Source organism: Sphingopyxis sp. JAI128 (genome assembly GCF_014207235.1).
Taxonomy (GTDB): domain Bacteria; phylum Pseudomonadota; class Alphaproteobacteria; order Sphingomonadales; family Sphingomonadaceae; genus Sphingopyxis.
The window spans coordinates 78,994-98,006 of the sequence record NZ_JACHDA010000010.1; the positions used below are offsets into that span (position 1 = coordinate 78,994).

At 65.2% G+C, this 19,013-nt stretch carries 18 protein-coding genes; 3 read left to right on the forward strand and 15 right to left on the reverse strand.

All coding sequences use genetic code 11. The annotated features are described in order from the left end of the window. Positions 1 to 107: 107 nt before the first annotated feature. Complete coding sequence (locus HDC35_RS19050; protein WP_184648969.1) at positions 108 to 1,934, forward strand: DEAD/DEAH box helicase; 1,827 nt, start codon at positions 108 to 110, stop codon at positions 1,932 to 1,934. A 98-nt stretch (positions 1,935 to 2,032) separates the two neighbouring features. After that, positions 2,033 to 3,019: a quinone oxidoreductase gene (locus HDC35_RS19055; protein ID WP_184648970.1), complete on the forward strand. Its 987-nt coding sequence runs from the start codon at positions 2,033 to 2,035 to the stop codon at positions 3,017 to 3,019. A 27-nt stretch (positions 3,020 to 3,046) separates the two neighbouring features. Here HDC35_RS19055 and fghA read toward each other — a convergent pair whose 3' ends face one another. From fghA to HDC35_RS19120, 13 genes are all read right to left on the reverse strand, one after another. Further along, positions 3,047 to 3,895, reverse strand: a complete 849-nt coding sequence (gene fghA / locus HDC35_RS19060) for an S-formylglutathione hydrolase (RefSeq protein ID WP_184648971.1) — start codon at positions 3,893 to 3,895, stop codon at positions 3,047 to 3,049. Beyond that, positions 3,892 to 4,395 carry a prolyl-tRNA synthetase associated domain-containing protein gene (locus HDC35_RS19065; RefSeq protein WP_184649016.1) on the reverse strand — a complete coding sequence of 168 codons (504 nt, stop codon included), beginning with the start codon at positions 4,393 to 4,395 and terminating at the stop codon, positions 3,892 to 3,894. Before HDC35_RS19065 ends, fghA begins: the two co-directional genes overlap by 4 nt. A 5-nt stretch (positions 4,396 to 4,400) precedes the next feature. Next, positions 4,401 to 4,778: a VOC family protein gene (locus HDC35_RS19070; protein WP_184648972.1), complete on the reverse strand. Its 378-nt coding sequence runs from the start codon at positions 4,776 to 4,778 to the stop codon at positions 4,401 to 4,403. A 52-nt stretch (positions 4,779 to 4,830) separates the two neighbouring features. Next, positions 4,831 to 5,703, reverse strand: a complete 873-nt coding sequence (purU, locus tag HDC35_RS19075; RefSeq protein ID WP_184648973.1) for a formyltetrahydrofolate deformylase — start codon at positions 5,701 to 5,703, stop codon at positions 4,831 to 4,833. Between the two features lies 1 nt (position 5,704). Beyond that, positions 5,705 to 6,091, reverse strand: a complete 387-nt coding sequence (locus tag HDC35_RS19080; RefSeq protein ID WP_184648974.1) for a VOC family protein — start codon at positions 6,089 to 6,091, stop codon at positions 5,705 to 5,707. Next, the gene (locus tag HDC35_RS19085; RefSeq protein ID WP_184648975.1) at positions 6,091 to 7,203 is read right to left on the reverse strand and encodes an S-(hydroxymethyl)glutathione dehydrogenase/class III alcohol dehydrogenase; all 1,113 of its coding nucleotides are present in this window, start codon (positions 7,201 to 7,203) and stop codon (positions 6,091 to 6,093) included. Before HDC35_RS19085 ends, HDC35_RS19080 begins: the two co-directional genes overlap by 1 nt. A gap of 361 nt (positions 7,204 to 7,564) precedes the next feature. After that, positions 7,565 to 8,944: an L-serine ammonia-lyase gene (locus HDC35_RS19090; protein ID WP_184648976.1), complete on the reverse strand. Its 1,380-nt coding sequence runs from the start codon at positions 8,942 to 8,944 to the stop codon at positions 7,565 to 7,567. Between the two features lie 205 nt (positions 8,945 to 9,149). Beyond that, positions 9,150 to 9,764 carry a superoxide dismutase gene (locus tag HDC35_RS19095; protein WP_184648977.1) on the reverse strand — a complete coding sequence of 205 codons (615 nt, stop codon included), beginning with the start codon at positions 9,762 to 9,764 and terminating at the stop codon, positions 9,150 to 9,152. Between the two features lie 111 nt (positions 9,765 to 9,875). Beyond that, on the reverse strand, positions 9,876 to 11,444 hold the full coding sequence (locus tag HDC35_RS19100; protein ID WP_184648978.1) for a cisplatin damage response ATP-dependent DNA ligase: 1,569 nt from the start codon (positions 11,442 to 11,444) through the stop codon (positions 9,876 to 9,878). After that, positions 11,441 to 12,457: a ligase-associated DNA damage response exonuclease gene (locus HDC35_RS19105; RefSeq protein ID WP_184648979.1), complete on the reverse strand. Its 1,017-nt coding sequence runs from the start codon at positions 12,455 to 12,457 to the stop codon at positions 11,441 to 11,443. Before HDC35_RS19105 ends, HDC35_RS19100 begins: the two co-directional genes overlap by 4 nt. Beyond that, on the reverse strand, positions 12,457 to 13,884 hold the full coding sequence (locus HDC35_RS19905; protein ID WP_184648980.1) for a UdgX family uracil-DNA binding protein: 1,428 nt from the start codon (positions 13,882 to 13,884) through the stop codon (positions 12,457 to 12,459). Before HDC35_RS19905 ends, HDC35_RS19105 begins: the two co-directional genes overlap by 1 nt. Beyond that, positions 13,881 to 15,131 (reverse strand): putative DNA modification/repair radical SAM protein, encoded by a 1,251-nt coding sequence (locus HDC35_RS19115; RefSeq protein WP_184648981.1) that lies wholly within the window; start codon positions 15,129 to 15,131, stop codon positions 13,881 to 13,883. The genes HDC35_RS19905 and HDC35_RS19115 overlap by 4 nt, the downstream gene beginning before the upstream one ends. A gap of 59 nt (positions 15,132 to 15,190) precedes the next feature. After that, the gene (locus tag HDC35_RS19120) at positions 15,191 to 16,738 is read right to left on the reverse strand and encodes a sensor histidine kinase (RefSeq protein ID WP_184648982.1); all 1,548 of its coding nucleotides are present in this window, start codon (positions 16,736 to 16,738) and stop codon (positions 15,191 to 15,193) included. A 210-nt stretch (positions 16,739 to 16,948) separates the two neighbouring features. Between HDC35_RS19120 and HDC35_RS19125 the strand changes: the two genes are divergently transcribed. Further along, positions 16,949 to 17,743, forward strand: a complete 795-nt coding sequence (locus tag HDC35_RS19125; RefSeq protein WP_184648983.1) for a response regulator — start codon at positions 16,949 to 16,951, stop codon at positions 17,741 to 17,743. A 33-nt stretch (positions 17,744 to 17,776) separates the two neighbouring features. Here HDC35_RS19125 and HDC35_RS19130 read toward each other — a convergent pair whose 3' ends face one another. Both HDC35_RS19130 and HDC35_RS19135 read right to left on the reverse strand, forming a co-directional pair. Next, positions 17,777 to 18,331: a sigma-70 family RNA polymerase sigma factor gene (locus HDC35_RS19130; protein ID WP_184648984.1), complete on the reverse strand. Its 555-nt coding sequence runs from the start codon at positions 18,329 to 18,331 to the stop codon at positions 17,777 to 17,779. 142 nt (positions 18,332 to 18,473) lie between these two features. Beyond that, positions 18,474 to 18,878: a BLUF domain-containing protein gene (locus tag HDC35_RS19135; RefSeq protein WP_184648985.1), complete on the reverse strand. Its 405-nt coding sequence runs from the start codon at positions 18,876 to 18,878 to the stop codon at positions 18,474 to 18,476. Positions 18,879 to 19,013: the final 135 nt, after the last annotated feature.

Genomic DNA, 19,013 nt, shown 5'->3' on the forward strand with positions numbered 1-19,013 from the left:
GCATCCATGACCCAATTTCTTTGGACTCGGGCAGCAGACCCGAACCGGATCCCGGGCGGCGAAGAACCAAACCACGGCACCTTTGCCGCACAGGATAAGAAGAACAAATGACTTTCGACAATCTCTCGCCCGTCCTTTCGGACGCCCTCACCGCGCGCGGCTATGAAGCCCTCACTCCCGTTCAAACGCATGTCGCCGAAGACGAAGCCAGGGGCCGCGACCTGCTCGTCTCGGCACAGACCGGTTCGGGCAAGACCGTCGCTTTCGGCCTCGCGATGGCCGACGAGCTGATCGAGGACGGCCGCCTGCCGTTCGCGGCCTCGCCGCTCGCGCTCATCATCGCCCCGACGCGCGAACTCGCGCTCCAGGTCAGCCGTGAACTGAGCTGGCTTTACGGCAAGGCCGGCGCGCGTATCGCGACCTGTGTCGGCGGCATGGACGCCAGCAAGGAACGCCGCAACCTCAGCCAGGGCGTCCACATCGTCGTCGGCACCCCGGGACGCCTGCGCGACCATCTCGAGCGCGGCGCGCTCGACCTCGAAGCATTACGCGTCGCCGTGCTCGATGAGGCCGACGAAATGCTCGACATGGGCTTTCGCGAAGACCTGGAGGAAATCCTCGACGCGACCCCCGAGACGCGCCGCACCCTCCTCTTCTCCGCGACGATCCCGAAACCGATCGTGCAGCTCGCCAAGCGCTACCAGAAGGATGCGCTGCGCATCTCGACCGTCGGCGAGGACCGCGGCCATGGCGACATCGCCTATCAGGCGGTGACCGTCGCGCCCGCCGACATCGAGGGCGCGGTGATCAACCTGCTGCGCCTCCATGAAGCCGAAACCGCAATGCTGTTCTGCGCGACGCGCGACAATGTCCGCCGCCTGCACGCCAGCCTGATCGAGCGCGGTTTTGCCGCGGTCGCGCTGTCGGGCGAGCATAGCCAGAACGAACGCAACCACGCCTTGCAGGCGCTCCGCGATCGCCGTGCCCGCGTCTGCGTCGCGACCGACGTCGCGGCGCGCGGCATCGACCTGCCGACGCTCAGCCTCGTGATCCACGTCGAAATCCCGCGCGACGCCGAAACGCTCCAGCATCGTTCGGGCCGCACCGGCCGCGCCGGCAAAAAGGGCACCGCAGTCATCATCGTCCCCTATCCCCGCCGCCGGCGCGTCGACGGCATGCTGCGCGGCGCGCGCATCAACGCCGAATGGATGGACGCCCCAACCGCCGCCGACGTCAGACAAAAGGATCAGGAACGGCTGATCGAGAAACTGCTCGCGCCGGTCGAGCATGAGCCCGAGGATTTGGAACTCGCCGCGCGGCTGATGGCCGAGCGCAGCGCCGAGGATATCGCCGCGTCGCTCGTCCGCGCGCACCGCGCGCTGATGCCGCCGCCTGAGGATCTGCTCGACAACGGCCCGCGCGGCCGCGACCGTCCCGAGCGTGGCGAACGCGGCGAGCGGTTCGAACGACCCGAGCGGGGGGGTGGCGAACGCCGCGATGGCTTCGAGGACAGCGTCTGGTTCCGCCTCAACATCGGCCGCCACCAGAATGCCGATCCGCGCTGGATCCTGCCCCTGCTCTGCCGTCGCGGCCATGTGAGCAAGAACGAGATCGGCGCGATCCGCATCGGTCCCAAGGAAACGATGTTCAACATCCCGCGCGCGATCGCCGACCGTTTTGCAGAAGCCGTGGTACGCACCGCGAACCAGGACGGCGAGGACGACAGCGGCGTATCGATCACCCCGGCGCCCGACGGCCCGACCTATCCGCCGCGCCGCGATAAAGGCCCACGCGACGCTGGCCCGCGTGGAGCGCCGGGTGGCCACCGTGCAGGTCCGCGTGGACCGCGGGGCTTGGGCGGGCCCGGCGGCAACACCGAACGCTACAAGCCCAAGCCGTACGGCCAGCGCAGCCCGCGTCGCCCTTCGAAGTAAAAGAAAACCTCTCCCCTCCAGGGAGGGGCTTGCATCGCACTGCCCTTGCGCTCTCTGCTCCGGCCCACCAGATGGACCGGACAGCAGGAGAGCGGCGCATGCAAGCGATCGAAGCCTTTATCGAAAGCCAGGGCGGACCTGAGGTCATCGACTGGCGCACGGTGACGATCGGCGACCCCGGCCCCGGGCAGGTGCTCGTCCGCCAGACCGCGGTCGGGCTCAATTACATCGATATCTACCACCGCGACGGCACCTATCCGGTCGAACTGCCCGGCGGACTCGGGGTCGAAGCCGCGGGTGAGGTCGTCGCGATCGGCGCCGACGTCCACGGACTCCGGCCCGGCGACCGCGTTGCCACGTTCGGCCCGCAGCGGAGCGCCTACGCCTCGGCGCGGTTCATTCCCGCATCCTCGCTGTTCAAGCTACCTCCGGGCATCGACGACGAAACCGCAGCCGCCGCGCTGCTCAAAGCCTGCACGGTCGAAGCGCTTGTCGAGCGCTGTGCAAGGGTCGAGGCGGGCGCGACCGTCCTCGTCCACGCCGCGGCGGGCGGAGTCGGGCTGATCCTTGTCCAGTGGCTGAAGGCGATCGGCGCGAGCGTGATCGGCACCGTCAGCACCGAGGCCAAGGCCCATGCCGCGCGCGAAGCCGGTGCCGACCATGTACTAATGTACAAGACCGACGATGTCGCCGCGCACGTCCGCGAAATCACCGACGGCCAAGGCGTCCCCGTCACCTTCGACGGCATCGGCATGGCCACCTGGGCGACATCGCTCAAGGCGACCGCGCGGCGCGGGCTGATCGTCAGCTACGGCAATGCCGGCGGGCCGGTCACGGGCGTCAACCTCGGTATCCTAGCGCAGCATGGGTCGCAGTTCGTGACCCGTCCGACGCTGTTCGATTACTATCACCTGCCCGGCGAACGCGCGGCGGGCGCCGCACGCGTGTTCGAGATGATCGAGAGCGGCGCGGTGAAGATCACCGTCGGCCAGCGATATTCGCTCGAAGATGCGGCAAGGGCGCATGCCGACCTTGCTGCCGGACGGACGACGGGGTCGAGCCTGCTGATTCCGGGGCTTTCTTAGTCTCTCTCTCTTTCAGAGAGGGGAGCTTTACGCCTTTAGCCGCTCGGCGTGCCACGCGACATGCTCGGCCATGAAGGTCGAGATGAAGAAATAACTATGGTCGTATCCCGGCTGCATCCGGATTTCGGCCTTTTGTCCGTTTCGCTCGCACGCTTCGACCAGCAATTCGGTCTTGAGCTGTTCGGCGAGGAAATTATCCGACTCGCCCTGATCGACGAGCAGATCGGGTAAGCGCAGCCCCTGATCGAGCAGTGCGCACGCGTCATAAGCGTGCCAGTCCTCGCGATTATCACCGAGATATCCCGTCAAAGCCTTTTCGCCCCACGGACAGTGCAAGGGCGCAACAATCGGCGAAAAGGCCGAGACGGAGCGGAAACGATCCTGATTGCGCAGCCCGATCGTCAGCGCGCCATGCCCGCCCATCGAATGGCCGGTGATGCCCTGCCGCGTCATGTCCGCGCCCGCGAAATTGCGCAGGATAAGCGAGGGCAGCTCGTCCTCGATGTACGAGCGCATGCGATAATTCTTCGCCCAGGGCTCCTCGGTCGCGTCGACATAAAAGCCCGCGCCCAGCCCGAAATCATAGGCCGCACCGGGGTCGTCCGGAACGTCCTCACCGCGCGGGCTGGTATCCGGCGCGACGAAGATCACGCCATGCTCGGCGCAGGCGGCGCGATATTCGCCCTTTTCCATCACATTGGCGTGGGTGCAAGTCAGCCCCGACAGATACCAGAGTACGGGCAGCTTGGTGCCGGCCGCATGATCGGGGACGAAAACCGCGAAGGTCATATCGGTGCCGGTGGTCGTGCTCGGATGTTTGTAAACGCCCTGCGTCCCGCCATGGCTGCGCGTCGTTGAGAGGGTTTCGATGGTCATGCGGCGTCCTGAACGGGGATAGGTGCAACGATGGGCTGATGCCCCCAATGACGCAGCAGGTCGAGAATCGTTGCCCCCGACAGTCCTAGCGTTGCCGTATTGCGCAGCGGGTGGACGTTCACCGTTTCTGCGTCCGCCAATCCTGCGTCGAGCACCACTGCGATGCTTCCGGACGGCGCGTTGATCGCGGCGAGCGGGGTTACCGACCCCGGCGCGATGCCGAGCAGACGCTCCATATCGTCGGCCTTGCCGAAGCTGACGCGTTTGCTGCCGATCGCAGCGGGGAGCGCCTTCAGGTCAACGCGCGCGTCCGACGGTACGGTGACGAGCCAGAACGCCCCGCCACTGTCCTTAAGGAACAGATTTTTGGTATGCGCGCCGGGAATCGCGGCGTTCACCGCGTCGCTTTCAGCAACGGTGAACACTGCCTCATGCTCGTGCGCGGCAAAGGGGATGCCGAGCGCGCCAAGGTCTGCCAGCAATCCCGCTTCGCCGCGCATCGCGCTCACATGCGTTTCAGGGCACAAATCTTGTTGCCGGCGGGATCACGCAGATAGGCCAGATACATGCTGCCCATTTCGCTCGTGCGGATGCCCGGCGGATCTTCGCAGGGCGTGCCCCCGTTGGCGACGCCCGCAGCGTGCCAGGCGTCGCCCTGCTCGGGCGATTCGACCGCGAAGCCGATCGTGCCGCCATTGGCATGGCAGGCGGGCTCGCCGTTGATCGGCACCGAAACGCCGAAGATGCCGGTCTTGCTCATATAGAAAAGTCGGCCCTTGGGATCGATGACGCCTTCCGGCCCGCCGAGGGCGGCAAAGAGCGCGTCATAAAATTTCTTGGAGGCGTCGATGTCGTTAGACCCCACCATGACATGGCTGAACATTTTTCTCTCCCTTTTTGCGTTGCGAATCGATACCGAACTTCTGCCAGCCTTATCAGCGGAACACCACCGTCTTGCGCCCGTCGATCAGTACGCGCTGTTCCGCAACCCAGCGCACAGCGCGCGCCAGCACCTGCGCCTCGACATCGCGGCCGATGCGGATCAGGTCGTCGATGCCGTCGCGGTGATCGACGCGCTCGACCGCCTGTTCGATAATCGGTCCCTCGTCGAGATCGCTCGTCACGAAATGCGCGGTCGCTCCGATCAGCTTGACCCCGCGCTCGTGCGCGCGATGATAGGGCTTCGCGCCCTTGAATCCCGGCAGGAAGCTGTGATGAATATTGATGCAGCGCCCTGCAAGCTTCGCCGATAAATCCTCCGACAGAACCTGCATATAGCGCGCGAGCACCAGATATTCTGCCCCGCCCCGCGTCATCACGTCGAGGATTGCGGCTTCCTGCTCTGCGCGGTTCGCTTCGCTCACCGGCAGATAGTGAAACGGCACGCCGTGCCATTCGGACAGCCGCCGCTGCGCTTCATGGTTCGACACGACGGCGACGATATCGATCGCCAGATTGCCGGTTGACCAGCGATGGAGCAGGTCGTTGAGGCAATGGCTGCCTTGCGACACGGCGATGATAAAGCGCGGTTTGACGGTGCGGTCGCTGATCCGTGCGTCCATCCCGAAACGGTCGACAATCGGCGCAAAGGCCTCCTCCACGCGCGCCAGCCCTTCGGGAAAACGCGCGCCGGCCCCGCGAAATTCGACGCGCATGAAAAAGCGCCCCGAATCGAGATCGGCATATTGCTGACTATCGAGGATGAACCCGTCTCGTTCCGCAAGCAGTCCCGTCACCGCCGCGACGATGCCGACTGCATCGACGCAGCTGAAGGTCAGCACATAGCTCGCATCATCGCCCGTCTGCATATCAACCCGAAATCTTGTGAAAGCCGCAAAGCTTGTTGCCGTCGGGGTCGCGGAGATAGGCAAGGTAGACGGTGCGGCCTTCGGTGGCATTGCGAACGCCCGGCGGGCCTTCGGCCGTCGTGCCGCCGTTCGCGATACCCGCGGCGTGCCAGGCGTCGATCATGTCGGGCGATAATGCCAGGAAACCGAGCGTATGCCCATTGCCGCAGGCGGCCGCATCGCCGTCGACCGGCCGCGTAATCACCAGACGCCCGCCGGCGTGCATATAGATGAGCCGCCCACGCTCGTCGACCACCCCCTCGGGCGCACCGAGCACGCCAAGGATCGCGTCATAGAAACGCTTGCTCGCGGCGATATCGTTCGACCCCAGGGTCACATGGCTGAACATCAGTAGACCACCACGCTGCGAATGCTCTCGCCGGCATGCATCAGGTCGAAGCCCTTGTTGATCTCTTCCAGCCCCATGACGTGGGTGATCATCGGGTCGATCTCGATCTTGCCGGTCATATACATGTCGACGATCTTCGGCACGTCGGTGCGCCCCTTTGCGCCGCCGAACGCGGTGCCGCGCCAGTTGCGGCCGGTAACGAGCTGGAAGGGTCGCGTCGCGATTTCCTTGCCCGCCTCGGCGACGCCGATGATGATCGAGGTGCCCCAGCCGCGGTGGCAGGCTTCGAGCGCGATGCGCATCACCTCGGTATTGCCCGTCGCGTCGAAGGTGTAATCGGCGCCGCCGTCGGTCATCGCGACGATCGCCGCGACGACATCCTCGCGGCTCATGCCTTTCGAGTTCAAAAATTCGGTCATGCCGAACTTGCGGCCCCATTCCTCTCGGTCCGGGTTGATGTCGACGCCGATGATCTTGTCGGCGCCGGCAAGGCGCGCGCCCTGGATCACGTTGAGGCCGATGCCGCCCAAACCGAAAACGACGACATTGTCGCCGACCTGGACCTTCGCGGTGTTGATCACCGCGCCGACGCCCGTGGTCACGCCGCAGCCGATGTAGCAGCTCGACTGGAAGGGCGCGTCTTCGCGGATCTTCGCGACCGCGATTTCGGGCAGCACGGTGAAGTTCGAGAAGGTCGAGCAGCCCATATAATGGAAGATCGGCTGGCCCTTGTACGAGAAGCGCGTCGTGCCGTCGGGCATCAGTCCCTTGCCCTGCGTCGCGCGGATCGCGGTGCAGAGGTTGGTCTTGCCCGACAGGCAGCTTTTGCACTGGCGGCATTCGGGGGTGTAGAGCGGGATGACATGATCGCCGGGGGCGACGCTGGTCACGCCCGCGCCGACCTCGCGCACCACGCCCGCGCCCTCATGCCCCAGCACGCTCGGGAAGATGCCCTCGCTGTCGAAGCCGTCGAGCGTATAGGCGTCGGTGTGGCAGATGCCCGTCGCCATGATCTCGACCAGCACCTCGCCCGCCTTCGGGCCTTCGAGGTCGAGTTCGAGGATCTCGAGCGGCTTCTTCGCTTCGAACGCAACGGCGGCGCGGGTCTTCATGGGCGGTCTCCTTCTTGGCGGTCCCAATCAGGCAAATGGGGCGGCAATGCAAGATGCTCATGATCCTCCCTGCGGCGAAGCCGTGGGAGGGAGACCGCCGCGAAACGGTGGCGGAGGGGCCGCAACGTCGCACCGCTTGCCTCACCGTCAGCCTTCGCGCTGCCACCTGCCCATCGCTACGCGACAGGGAGGATCAATCCTGACCTTAAAGCCACAAAAGCCCCGCGTGCGCGCATCCAAACTGTGTCCTTTGTGGCTTTAAGCGAAGGTGCGAATATCGACGAGTTCAATGAACCCGAGCACAGGCTGACACAGCGAAACAATGTAGGAAAGCAACTTTTGCCGCCCATCCCGGGTCCGCTCAACACTCCACCACGCTAACCGCCAGCCCGCCCTTCGACGTTTCCTTATATTTGTCGCGCATGTCGCGGCCCGTCTGCAGCATCGTCGCGATCACCGTGTCGAGGCTGACGACGTGGGTGCCGTCGCCAATCATCGCGATGCGGCTCGCATCGATCGCCTTGATCGCGCCCATCGCGTTGCGCTCGATGCACGGGATCTGGACGAGGCCGCCGATCGGATCGCAGGTGAGGCCGAGGTTATGCTCCATGCCGATCTCGGCGGCATTTTCGACCTGTGCGTTGGTGCCGCCGAGCGCCGCGGTCAGCCCCGCCGCCGCCATCGAGCAGGCGACGCCGACCTCGCCCTGGCAGCCGACTTCGGCGCCCGAGATGCTGGCGTTGCGCTTGTAGAGCGCGCCGACCGCGCCCGCGGCGAGCAGGAAGGTGCGGACGCCCGCTGCGTCGCCGCGATAGCTGCGTTTATAGTAGCGGATCACCGCCGGGATGATCCCCGCCGCGCCGTTGGTCGGCGCGGTGACGACCTTGCCGCCCGCGGCATTTTCCTCGTTCACCGCCATCGCCCACAGGTTGATCCAGTCCATCATCGCCATCGGATCGGACAGATTCGCCTCGTGCCGTTCGCGGATGTCGGTTGCGATCTGCGGCGCGCGGCGCTTGACCTTCAATCCGCCGGGCAGCGTGCCGGTGCTGCAGCAGCCCGCGTCGATCGAGGCGTCCATCGCGGCGGCGATTTGGTCGAGTCCGGCGTTCACCTCTTCGAGACTGCGGTGGACGAGTTCGTTGTCGAGCATCATCTCGGCAAAGCTCTTGCCCGACGCCGCGCCCATAGTCAGCAGATCGGCACCCGAGGTGAAGGCGAAGGGCAATTCGACCTCATCTTCGGCACCGCGGCTGTTGCGCCCCGCCTCATCCTCGTCGACGACAAAGCCTCCGCCGATCGAGAAATACATGCGCTTCGCGAGGATCTCGCCCTCGCCGTCGCGCGCGGTGAAGCTCAAGGCGTTGCTGTGGAACGGCTGGCGCTGGCGCATCTGGAAATGCAGGTCGCGCGCCGGCTGGAAGCGCACGCGCTGCCGTCCGAGCAGGTAGAGAAAGCCCTCGCTCTCCGCCCGGTCCCAATGCGCCTTGATCGCGGCAAGGCTGGTCGAGGCGGGGATTTCGCCCGCGAGTCCCGCGACGACAGCGGTATCGGCGGCGTGACCCTTCCCGGTCAGCGCGAGCGAGCCGTAAAGGTCGGCTTCGACATGCGCGGTCTTGGCGAGGAGGCCATGCTCGTCGAGCCACACCGTAAAACGCCGCGCCGCGACCATCGGCCCGACCGTATGCGAGCTGGAAGGACCGACACCGATTTTGAAGAGTTCGAACAGGCTGATCGTCATGGCGCGCCTATAGGCGCATCGCGATCATCGGGATAGGCCCGCGCGGGCCAATTTTCGTTACGGCTTGTATGAAAAATCCTCCCGGTGCCAAAGGTATGGGGAGGGAACCGCCAAAGGCGGTAGAGGGGCGGGCGACGTTGCGCCGCTGCCCCTCCGTCAGCGCTTCGCGCTGCCACCTCCCCTCGCCACAGGGAGGATCATAAAATTACGCCGGATAGGTCCAGGTTCCCTCGCGCGCGAAATTTTCCGCCGCGAAATCCCAGTTCAGCAGTTCGTCGACCACCGCGTCGACATAAGCCGGGCGCAGATTCTTGCGGTCGATGTAATAAGCATGTTCCCACACGTCGATCACCAGCAGGGGCTTGATGCCCGCCGTCAGCTCGGTGCCCGCGTCGTGCGTATCGGTGACCGACAGCGTGCCGTCACGCGCGACAAGCCAGGCCCAGCCCGACGCGAAATGATTGACGGCGGTTTCCTTCAATTTCTTCTTTAGTTCGTCGAGCGAACCGAAATCGCGGTCGATCGCCGCGGCGAGATCATCGGCGGGCGCGGTCTTCGTGGGGCTCAAGCTGTTCCAGTAAAAGGCGTGGTTCCACGACTGGGCGCTATTGTTGAACAGACCCTTGTTGCCCGACCCTTCGGCGTGGTGGATGATTTCTTCGAGGCTCTTACCGGCCAGGTCGGTGCCTTCGATCGCGGCGTTGGTCTTGTCGACATAGGCCTTGTGGTGCTTGCCATGGTGCGTCGCCAGCGTGTCGGCCGAAATATGCGGCTCGAGCGCATCCTGGGCATAGGGCAGCGGCGGGAAAGCGATCGTCATGGCAGTCTCCTTTTTTGGTGTCGGGGGACTAACTCGGTATCTTGCCCGCAAGTTGCAACCCCGTGACGGCAATTTTCCTTTGGTTAAGCCTTCCTCTGAAGAGGAGGCGGCCTAGGTCACCATCCCCCGCAGAGTCGCGATTCGGTCGGCTTCTTCGGCAGGCTTGTCGCGGCGGATACGCGAAATGCGCGGGAAGCGCATCGCGAGCCCCGACTTGTGGCGCTTGCTGCTGTGGATCGAATCGAAGGCGACTTCGAGCACGAGCGACTTTTCGACCTCGCGCACCGGGCCGAAGCGGTTCAGCGTGTTGTCGCGCACGAATTTGTCAAGCCATTTCAATTCCGCGTCGGTGAAGCCCGAATAGGCTTTACCCACGGGAAGAAGCTCGCCCGCGTCGGACCAGCAGCCGAAGGTATAATCCGAATAGAAGCTCGCGCGGCGGCCGTTGCCGCGCTGCGCGTACATCATCACGCAATCGGCGGTGAGCGGATCGCGCTTCCATTTATACCACAGCCCGGCGCGCCGTCCCGCGACATAGGGCGCGTCGCGGCGCTTGAGCATCACCCCCTCGATCGCGGCGTCGCGCGCGCCGGCGCGACGCTTGGCGAGGTCGTCGAAATCGGTGGGGTCGATCACCTGCGACAGGTCGAAATGACTCGCGGCGAGGCGTGGGACGAAGGCCTCCAGCCGCCGCCGCCGCTCGGTCCACGGCAGGGCGCGCAAATCGTCGCCATCGAGCGCGAGCAGATCGTACACGCGGACAAACGCCGGATAATCGGCGAGCATCTTCTTCGACACCGTTTTGCGGCCGAGCCTTTGCTGGAGCGCATTGAAGCTTGCGGCCTCGCCCCCCTGCACCTCGCCGCGCACGAGCAGTTCGCCGTCGATCACCGCATCCTGGTCGAAAGCCGCGACCAGTTCGGGAAAGGCGCCGCCGATCTCCTCACCGCCGCGGCTGTAGATGCGCGTCTCGCCGCCCCCATGCACGATCTGGACACGGATACCGTCCCATTTCCATTCGGCGGCATAGTCGGCGAGATCGACGCTCTCCTCCTCCAGCGGGTGCGCGAGCATGAAGGGGCGGAAGAAAGCGACGTCGGCCAGGTCGGGGCGCTCCGCCCTCCCCTCGCCCCAAGCGAACAGCGGCGCATAGGGCGGCGCGATCGCGTGCCACAGCTCCTCGACATCGTCGACCGGCACGTCGAACGCCTGCGCAAACGCCTGTTTCGCGAGCCGCGCCGACACGCCGACGCGCATGCCGCCAAGCGCGAGCTTGAGCAGCGCGTAGCGCCCGTCGGCATCGAGCTGGTCGAGTAAGGACGCGACGACCGCGGGCGCATCGCTGCGGCTGGTCGCTGCCAGCGCATCAACCGCCTCCGCCACGCTGAGCTCCGCCTTCGTTCCCGGCGCATCTGGCCAGAGCAGCGCCGCCGTCTCGGCCGTGTCGCCGACGAAATGCCGCGACAGGCGGAACAATTCCTCGTCGATGCGGGTCGCGAGCAAGGCCCGCACCGTCCCCGCCTTTACCGCCGGAAAATCGAGGCTCTCGGTCAGCGCCGCGATCGCCCAGCCGCGGTCGGGGTCCGGCGTGTGGCGGAGATAATCGACGATCAGCGCGAGCTTGCTGTTGCGCGAGCGCGTATAGATCAGCCGGTCGATCAGGGCGGCGAAGCGCTTCACGCCTCTTCTTCCTCCAGATCGCGGCCGACAAGGTGCAGCGCGCGTGCCTTGCGCTGCGTGAGTTCGCACCAGCGTAGCAGGCCGTCCTCGCTGCCATGGGTGATCCACGTCTCGCCGGGGTTCACCTCCGCAATCGTCGCGGTGAGTTCGTCCCAGTCGGCATGGTCCGAAATGACGAGCGGCAGTTCGACCATCCGCTGCCGCGCGCGCTGACGCACGCGCATCCAGCCCGACGCCATCGCCGTCACCGGATCGGGCAGCCGCCGCGACCAGCGATCATTCAGCGCCGACGGAGGTGCGAGCACGATCTGCCCCGCCATCGCGGCCTTGTCGGTTTCGCTGACAAGGCGGAGTTCGCCAAGATCAACGCCGTGCAGCGCATAGAGCGCGCACATTTTTTCGAGCGCGCCGTGGATATAGATCGGCGCGTCCCACCCCGCCGCCCGCAGTTCGGCGATCACGCGCTGCGCCTTGCCGAGCGCATAGGCGCCGACGAGCACGCTGCGATCGGGCTCGGCGCGCACCGCGCCGATCAGCTTGGCGATCTCGTCGCGGGTGGGCGGGTGGCGGAACACCGGCAGGCCGAAGGTCGCCTCGGTGATAAAGATATCGCACGGAACAACCTCGAAACGCGCGCAGGTCGGGTCGACGCGGCGTTTGTAATCGCCGGTGACGACGATCCGCTCTCCCGCATATTCCATCAATATCTGCGCGCTGCCGAGGACATGGCCGGCGGGATGGAAGCTGAAGCGCACGCCGCCGCGTTCGAACCCGTCGCCATAGCCATATGCCTGATTATGGCTCGCCTCGGCATCGACGCCGTAGCGCAGCGCCATGATCGCGAGCGTCTCGGACGTCGCGAACACCGCGCCGTGACCGCTGCGCGCATGATCGGCATGGCCGTGCGTCACCGCGGCGCGCGGGGCGGGGCGCGACGGGTCGATCCACAGGTCGGCGGGCTTGACATATATGCCGCCGGGGTGCGGCTCGATCCAGGTTTTGGCCTTTGCCATCAGGCGGCAAGTTTCCGTGCGCGGAGCAGGTCGGCGACGAACATCGCCCTTTCCTCGGCGGCCCGCGCGCGGTCCGGCAGCCGGAGCAGGAAGGAAGGGTGGATCGTCGCGATCAGCTTCGTCCCGCCTTCCAGCTCGTGCACCGCACCGCGCATCGATTTGATGCTCGCGCTTTTTCCGGTGACCCCGCGCAAGGCACTTGCTCCCAGCGTCACGATCAGTCCGGGCTGGACGAAGACGCGTTCCTTGTCGAGCCACCAGCGGCAGATGTCGATCTCGGCGTTCGTCGGATTCTGATGAAGCCGCCTTTTGCCGCGCGGCTCGAACTTGAAATGCTTGACCGCATTGGTGAGGAACAGCTGCGTCCGGTCGAGTCCTGCCTCTTCCAGCGCCTCATTCAACACCTGCCCAGCCGGGCCGACGAAGGGGCGTCCCTGCAGATCCTCCTGGTCGCCCGGCTGCTCGCCGACGAGCATGATGCGCGCCGCTTCCGGCCCCTCGCCCGCCACGCCCTGCGTCGCGTCGCAATAGAGCGGGCAGCGCGTGCAGCGATCGACCGCCTTCGCCAGTTCGGCCAGCGTCTCGATCTCTTCGCCTCGGGTCAATTCGTCCTGCACACGCGTCCGCCATTTGCCGGTCAATGGGTTCGCCATCGAAACGGCCTCCGCGCGCATGCGTTCCACCCGCGCCTCGGCGCCCGCGAGCAGTGGCGCGATATCCTGCGCCTCGGGCAGGTTTTTCCAATATTTCTTCGGCATCTCGGCGCGCATCGCGTCGATCTTCACCCGCGCGGGATTGAAGATCGCGCCATAATAAGTGCGCCACTGATCCTCGACGACGTCGCTATCGGGCACCTCGTCCTTCGTCCCGCCGGGACCATAGGTCAGCGTTTCATCCTGCCAGATCGCGCGCGCGTCGGGGGTCACGATCGCCCAGTCCATCCCGTAGAAGCGCCGCTGAAAGAAAGGTGCGGTCAGCCGCAATATGCGGTGTGACGGTTCGAACCACGCCGCGAAACTCTCACGCCCCGGCTCTTCGCCGAGCCGGCGGAAGCGCACGAAGGCGTGCATCTTGTGCACGTCGCGGCGGATCGCCTTGTCGGCTTTTCGCAGCCAGTCGACGTCGGCGTCGGTCGCGCGCGCAAGCAGGTTCCGGTCGTGCAGCGCGCGCCACATGATCCGGTAAAGCCGCGCCGGCACCTCTGCATCGCGATGGCAAATCACCCGGTCGGCAATCTCGACCAGCTCGCGCGGCAGGCTGAGTTGGGCCCCGGGCGCCGCCGCAACCGCATCGCCGAATAGCGACGCGCCCTCTTCGCTCCCGCGCCAGCTCACCTCGTCGGGCGCGACGCCGCCCGCGAGCAGCCCCCGCGCCGCGCAGCGCCATTCCGCAAAATCACCCGGCGTCTTGAGGACGACTTCCCTCACAGCGCGAGTGCCAACTGTTCAGCCGGCGGTGCAAAGCGCGCGCGGAGGTCGGCGCTGTCGATCAGCTTGCCCGGCCGCCAGTCGGGGGTGACAATGAAGGGCAAGAGCTTTTTAACCGAAGCCGTCAGCCTGGCGAGATCGCCCAGCCTGAGCTTCCCCAGCCGCCGAGCCGCAACGATGCGGTCGACCGCGCGCGTACCAAGTCCCGGCACGCGCAGCAGCAGTTCGCGCGGCGCGCGGTTGATGTCGACCGGAAAAGCCTCGCGCCGTTGGAGCGCCCATGCAAGCTTCGGATCGATCGCGAGGTCGAGCATCCCCCCGCATGCGCCTTCCATGATTTCGGCACGCTCGAAGCCATAGAAACGCAGCAGCCAGTCGGCCTGGTACAGCCGGTGCTCGCGCATCAGCGGCGGGCGCACCGGCGGCAGGTCCTGGCTGGCATCGGGGATCGGGCTGTACGCCGAATAATAGACGCGGCGGAGCCGGTAACCCGAATAGAGATTCGTAGCGGTCTTCAATATATCGTCGTCGCGTGCGGCATCCGCCCCGACGATCATCTGCGTCGATTGCCCTGCGGGCGCGAAGCGCGGTGGCGTTGCCTTGCCGATCAACCGACTCTTCGCGGCCTCGATTGCTTCGGATTCGCCGACGCGCACCGACGCCATCGTCTTGCGGATCGTCTCGGGCTTTTTCTCCGGCGCAAAGCTCGAAAGCCCCGCCTCGGTCGGCAGCTCGACATTGGTCGACAGGCGATCGGCATATAGCCCCGCGAGCGCGACCAGCGCGGAGTCGGCGCCCGCGATCGTCTTCAGATGGATATAGCCCTGGAAGCGATGCTCTTCGCGCAATATGCGCGCGACCTCGACCAGCTGCTCCATCGTATAATCCTCGGAGCGGATGATCCCCGACGACAGAAACAGCCCCTCGATATAATTGCGCTTGTAGAAATCGAGCGTCAGCGCCGCGACCTCCTGCGGACTGAAGCGCGCGCGCTCGACATTGCTCGACGCGCGGTTGATGCAGAAACGGCAGTCGTAAATGCAAAAATTGGTGAGCAGGATTTTCAGAAGCGAGATGCAGCGGCCGTCGGGCGCATAGCTGTGGCAGATGCCCATGCCCTCGGTCGAGCCAATGCCCTTCGATCCGACCGCGTCGCGCTTCACGGTGCCCGACGATGCGCAGGAGGCGTCATATTTGGCGGCATCGGCAAGGATCGCCAGCTTTTCGAGAATCGGTTTCGCAGACATGCCGCATGCCTAACACGCGAACATATAGAGAACAAATATACTGCGTTAAGTTGCGGGGCTTATGCGTCGCGCCACCGCGCGGGCAGCGCGATATCGACGATCAGCCCGTCTGGTTCCCACCGCCGCTCGATCGTCCCGCCCAGGTTGTTCCGAACGCTGCGTTCCATCAGCAACGTCCCGAAACTGGTGCGATCGGGCGCGACGACCCCGCGGGCACCCCCGCTCTCGGCCCAGGTCAGCCGGAAGGTGCGGCCTTCGACGCCTTCGGCGTCCTGCGTCCATGCGATATCGACGCGCCCGTTCTCCCCTGTCAACGCGCCGTGCTTGACGGCATTGGTCGCGAGTTCGTTGAACAGCAGCGCCATCGCGACCAACGCATTTTCGGGCAGCAACAGGTCGGGGCCCGACCAGCGAACCCGCGGAAAGGCGGCCTCGACCTCGCGCATCAGCGCGTGCATCGATCCGGTCATGAAATTGGAACCGAGCAGAACGTTCTGCGCGCGATTCAGCGCGTCGAGCCGGCTGTTGATCCGCTCGACATAATCGTCGACATCTTGCGCCGCGTGGCGGGTTAACGAGATGATCGCGCTGACGGTGGCGAACAGGTTGCGCATCCGGTGGTGCAATTCGCGCATCAACAGATTGGCATTTTCCTGCCGGCTCTTCTGCTCGGTGATATCGATGCAGATTCCGGTCAGCACGGCATCGTCGGCGTTGACGTCCCAGTCGCCGCGGATCCCCAGCCAACGGACGCCGCGCTCGGGATGAACGATCCGATGCTCGACCTTGTACGGCGAGCCGTCGGCAACCGATTCGCGCAGCGCGAGCAGCACCGCGTTGCGGTCGTCGGGATGGACGCGGGCGATCGTGTCGTCCCGCGTCGCGAGCGCGGTCCGGTAGTCGGCGCCCCACAGTTCGGCGACCGCACCGCGCCAATCGACTCCTTGCGTGCGGGCGTCGTATCGCCACGTCGCGATCCCCGAAAAATCGAGCGCGCGTTCGAGCGTCCGGCGCGCGTCGTCGCGTTCGGTGCCGATGCGGCGGAGGTCGGCCTCCGCCATGATGATCCCGGCAAAATCTTCGAGACGGGCCAGTTCGCCCTCGGTCAGCGCGGCGCGCTCCTCGCGGTCGAGGACGCAGAGGCTGCCGAGGATTTGGCCGTTATAGGCGCGCAGCGGCACACCGGCATAAAAACGGATGTGGGTGTCGCCGATCACCAGCGGATTTTCGCGCGAGCGCGGATCGGAAAGCGCGTCGGTCACCATCACCGGCGCGTCCTCGGCAATCACATAGGGACAGAAACTATAGGCGCGCGGCATTTCGCGCGTGTCGATGCCATGCGCCGATTTGAACCATTGGCGGCGGTCATCGACCAGCGATATCAGCGCGATCGGCACATCGAACAGATCGGCGACCATACGGGTCACGCGATCGAATGCCGGTTCGGCGTCGGTATCCATGATGCGATATTCATGAAGCGTGTCGAGCCGCAGCCGTTCGGCCTGAGTCGCGGCCTCATCTTCCCCGTCCGCCAAACCCAGTCCCTCACCATCCTTCGATGCGGCGGACGCCGCATCGTTCATTTCCCCGGGGCGCTGCTTTGCCATGAATATGGTCCCTACAAAAGCATGCTGGCCATATCATGCGGAAACCCGCATGATTACACCGACTTATGGCGCGGTCTCCTGGCGTCCCGGCTGACTCTACGCATTGCGCCCGGACAAGTTGCAGCAATCCTGCGAGCATTTGGGTGCGAGGAGCGGGAACCCACCCGCGCGCAGGCGCGTATGACGACACTTGATGAGGGAGCATTTTCGATGACATTGGGTGAGGAACTTCGCGGCCATCTTCCGTATCTGCGCCGCTATGCGCGCGCCTTGACGGGCAGCCAGCAGCATGGCGACAATTTCGTGCATACCACGCTGGAAGTGATCGTCGCCGCCCCCGACGAGTTTCACAGCGGCGACGGGACCCGCATCGATCTTTACCGCAATTTCCACCGCATCTGGGAAAGCGCCTATATCGACGAAGGCGACGATGCCGACGAAGGCGAACATCCGCTGGTCCGCGCGGCGCATCGCCGCCTCGTCCAGATCACGCCGCTGGGCCGGCAGATCCTGCTGCTCACCGCGCTCGAAGGCTTTTCGGTCGAGGAGGCCGGGCTGATCACCGGCGCCGACAGCGAAACGGTCGAAACGCTGCTCGCCGACGCCGTCGGCGAACTGGATCGCGAAACGCGCACGTCGGTGCTGATCATCGAGGATGAGCCGCTGATCGCGATGGAACTGGAACAGATCGTCCGCGACCTCGGCCACCGCGTCGCCGGGATCGCGACGACACATGACGACGCCGTCGCGGCGTTCGAGGAAACCGACGCCGGGCTCGTCCTCGCCGATATCCAGCTCGCCGACGGGTCTTCGGGAATCGACGCGGTGCAGGAGATATTGGCGATCGCCCCGGTGCCAGCGATCTTCATCACCGCCTTTCCCGAACGGCTGCTCACCGGCGGGCGGGTCGAACCGACCTTCCTGATTTCGAAGCCGTTTCGCGAAAACACCGTGCGCGCGGCGATCAGCCAGAGCTTGTTGTTCACGCCGCAGCTCGCGGCGTAATTAGCGCGAACGGCACCGGCCGGGCCAAATCCTTCAATCGGGCGAAGGCCCGCTACCGGTCAGCTGGTCGACATTGTCCATAATCGTGCGGAACGCCTCGCTCGAAGGCATTTCGTCGGCGCTGCGGCGCGGCATCTCGCCGCTGTCCAGGATCGTCTGCAACGCGGCGCGGCCGCGCGATACGCGGCTTTTCATCGTGCCGACGGCGCAGCCGCAGATCGCCGCGCCTTCCTCATAGGATAATTGCCCGGCGCCGATCAGCACCAGCGCCTCGCGCTGGTCGACGGGCAGCATCAGCAACGCACGCTGGACGTCGGCGAGGTGAAGGCTGTCATCCTGGTCGTCGGGGGCGACGAGCAGCCGTTCGGCCGCCATTTCGTCATATTCGGCGGTGAATTTCTTGCGCCGCATCTGCGACAGGAAACAGTTGCGCAGGATCACGAAGGCCCAGCTTTTCATGCTGGCGGGCCCCGGCACATATTGCTCGCGCGCCTTCCACGCTTTCAACATCGTTTCCTGCACCAGATCGTCCGCCATGTCGGCGTTGCCGGTGAGGCTGCGTCCAAAAGCGCGCAGATGCGGCAACATCGCCGCGAGTTCGCGCTTGAAGCTGGCATCGTCGAGCGGTTGAGGCGTTACGTCGCTGATAAAATGGCCTTTGTATGGCGATGGATGGTTATCACAGCTCCGGCTTAGCGGCTTGGCATCGCATTGCAAGCGCACCCCCCGGTCATGCCGGACGCCGGCGACGGCCGAGCGCGATGAAATTGGCGAAAATCCGTTCATCCTCGGCATCGATCCGGCCGTTGGCGGCCAGCCGCGCCAGCGCGTCCTCCTGCCATTCGAACCGGGGATCATATAGCATCGCCCATTCGGCGAAATCGCGCGTCTCGACCGGCCGGCGGCGCACTTCGATCATGCCGCTGTGCCGCGGATCGGCGCGGATAACCGCAAGGCACGCGTCGACCCGTTCGCCCGGCCCCTCGAGAAGTTGCAGGAAATTGCCGCCGTTATAGACGAGCGCGCCGGTCAGTGCGTCGCGGATATTGTTGCGGCGCGCCGAAACGAGGATCGCCGCAATATCCTCTTCGCGGATCAGCGGATCGGCGACGCTGACATAAGTAACGGAAAGCAAAAGGCCACCTCTCGAATGCCGGCAAAAAGCATGGCAAAGTGTGACCCCTCACACATCATCGCTTACGGCCCCTGTGCTTTCTTGGCAACGCGTTCGTCGCAAAAAAGCGAAGCCGTGGAACCAGCGGCGCCTTTC

What these genes read in the sequence shown, in the direction of transcription:
- HDC35_RS19120 (WP_184648982.1), bottom strand. Translation starts at nt 16,738, where the DNA reads ATGGCAAAGCAGCGCCCCGGGGAAATGAACGATGCGGCGTCCGCCGCA.
- purU (WP_184648973.1), bottom strand. Translation starts at nt 5,703, where the DNA reads ATGCAGACGGGCGATGATGCGAGCTATGTGCTGACCTTCAGCTGCGTC.
- HDC35_RS19105 (WP_184648979.1), bottom strand. Translation starts at nt 12,457, where the DNA reads ATGGCAAAGGCCAAAACCTGGATCGAGCCGCACCCCGGCGGCATATAT.
- HDC35_RS19095 (WP_184648977.1), bottom strand. Translation starts at nt 9,764, where the DNA reads ATGACGATCGCTTTCCCGCCGCTGCCCTATGCCCAGGATGCGCTCGAG.
- HDC35_RS19085 (WP_184648975.1), bottom strand. Translation starts at nt 7,203, where the DNA reads ATGAAGACCCGCGCCGCCGTTGCGTTCGAAGCGAAGAAGCCGCTCGAG.
- HDC35_RS19115 (WP_184648981.1), bottom strand. Translation starts at nt 15,131, where the DNA reads ATGTCTGCGAAACCGATTCTCGAAAAGCTGGCGATCCTTGCCGATGCC.
- HDC35_RS19070 (WP_184648972.1), bottom strand. Translation starts at nt 4,778, where the DNA reads ATGTTCAGCCATGTCATGGTGGGGTCTAACGACATCGACGCCTCCAAG.
- HDC35_RS19080 (WP_184648974.1), bottom strand. Translation starts at nt 6,091, where the DNA reads ATGTTCAGCCATGTGACCCTGGGGTCGAACGATATCGCCGCGAGCAAG.
- HDC35_RS19065 (WP_184649016.1), bottom strand. Translation starts at nt 4,395, where the DNA reads ATGCGCGGCGAAGCGGGATTGCTGGCAGACCTTGGCGCGCTCGGCATC.
- HDC35_RS19125 (WP_184648983.1), top strand. Translation starts at nt 16,949, where the DNA reads ATGACATTGGGTGAGGAACTTCGCGGCCATCTTCCGTATCTGCGCCGC.
- HDC35_RS19055 (WP_184648970.1), top strand. Translation starts at nt 2,033, where the DNA reads ATGCAAGCGATCGAAGCCTTTATCGAAAGCCAGGGCGGACCTGAGGTC.
- fghA (WP_184648971.1), bottom strand. Translation starts at nt 3,895, where the DNA reads ATGACCATCGAAACCCTCTCAACGACGCGCAGCCATGGCGGGACGCAG.
- HDC35_RS19090 (WP_184648976.1), bottom strand. Translation starts at nt 8,944, where the DNA reads ATGACGATCAGCCTGTTCGAACTCTTCAAAATCGGTGTCGGTCCTTCC.
- HDC35_RS19130 (WP_184648984.1), bottom strand. Translation starts at nt 18,331, where the DNA reads ATGTTGCCGCATCTGCGCGCTTTTGGACGCAGCCTCACCGGCAACGCC.
- HDC35_RS19050 (WP_184648969.1), top strand. Translation starts at nt 108, where the DNA reads ATGACTTTCGACAATCTCTCGCCCGTCCTTTCGGACGCCCTCACCGCG.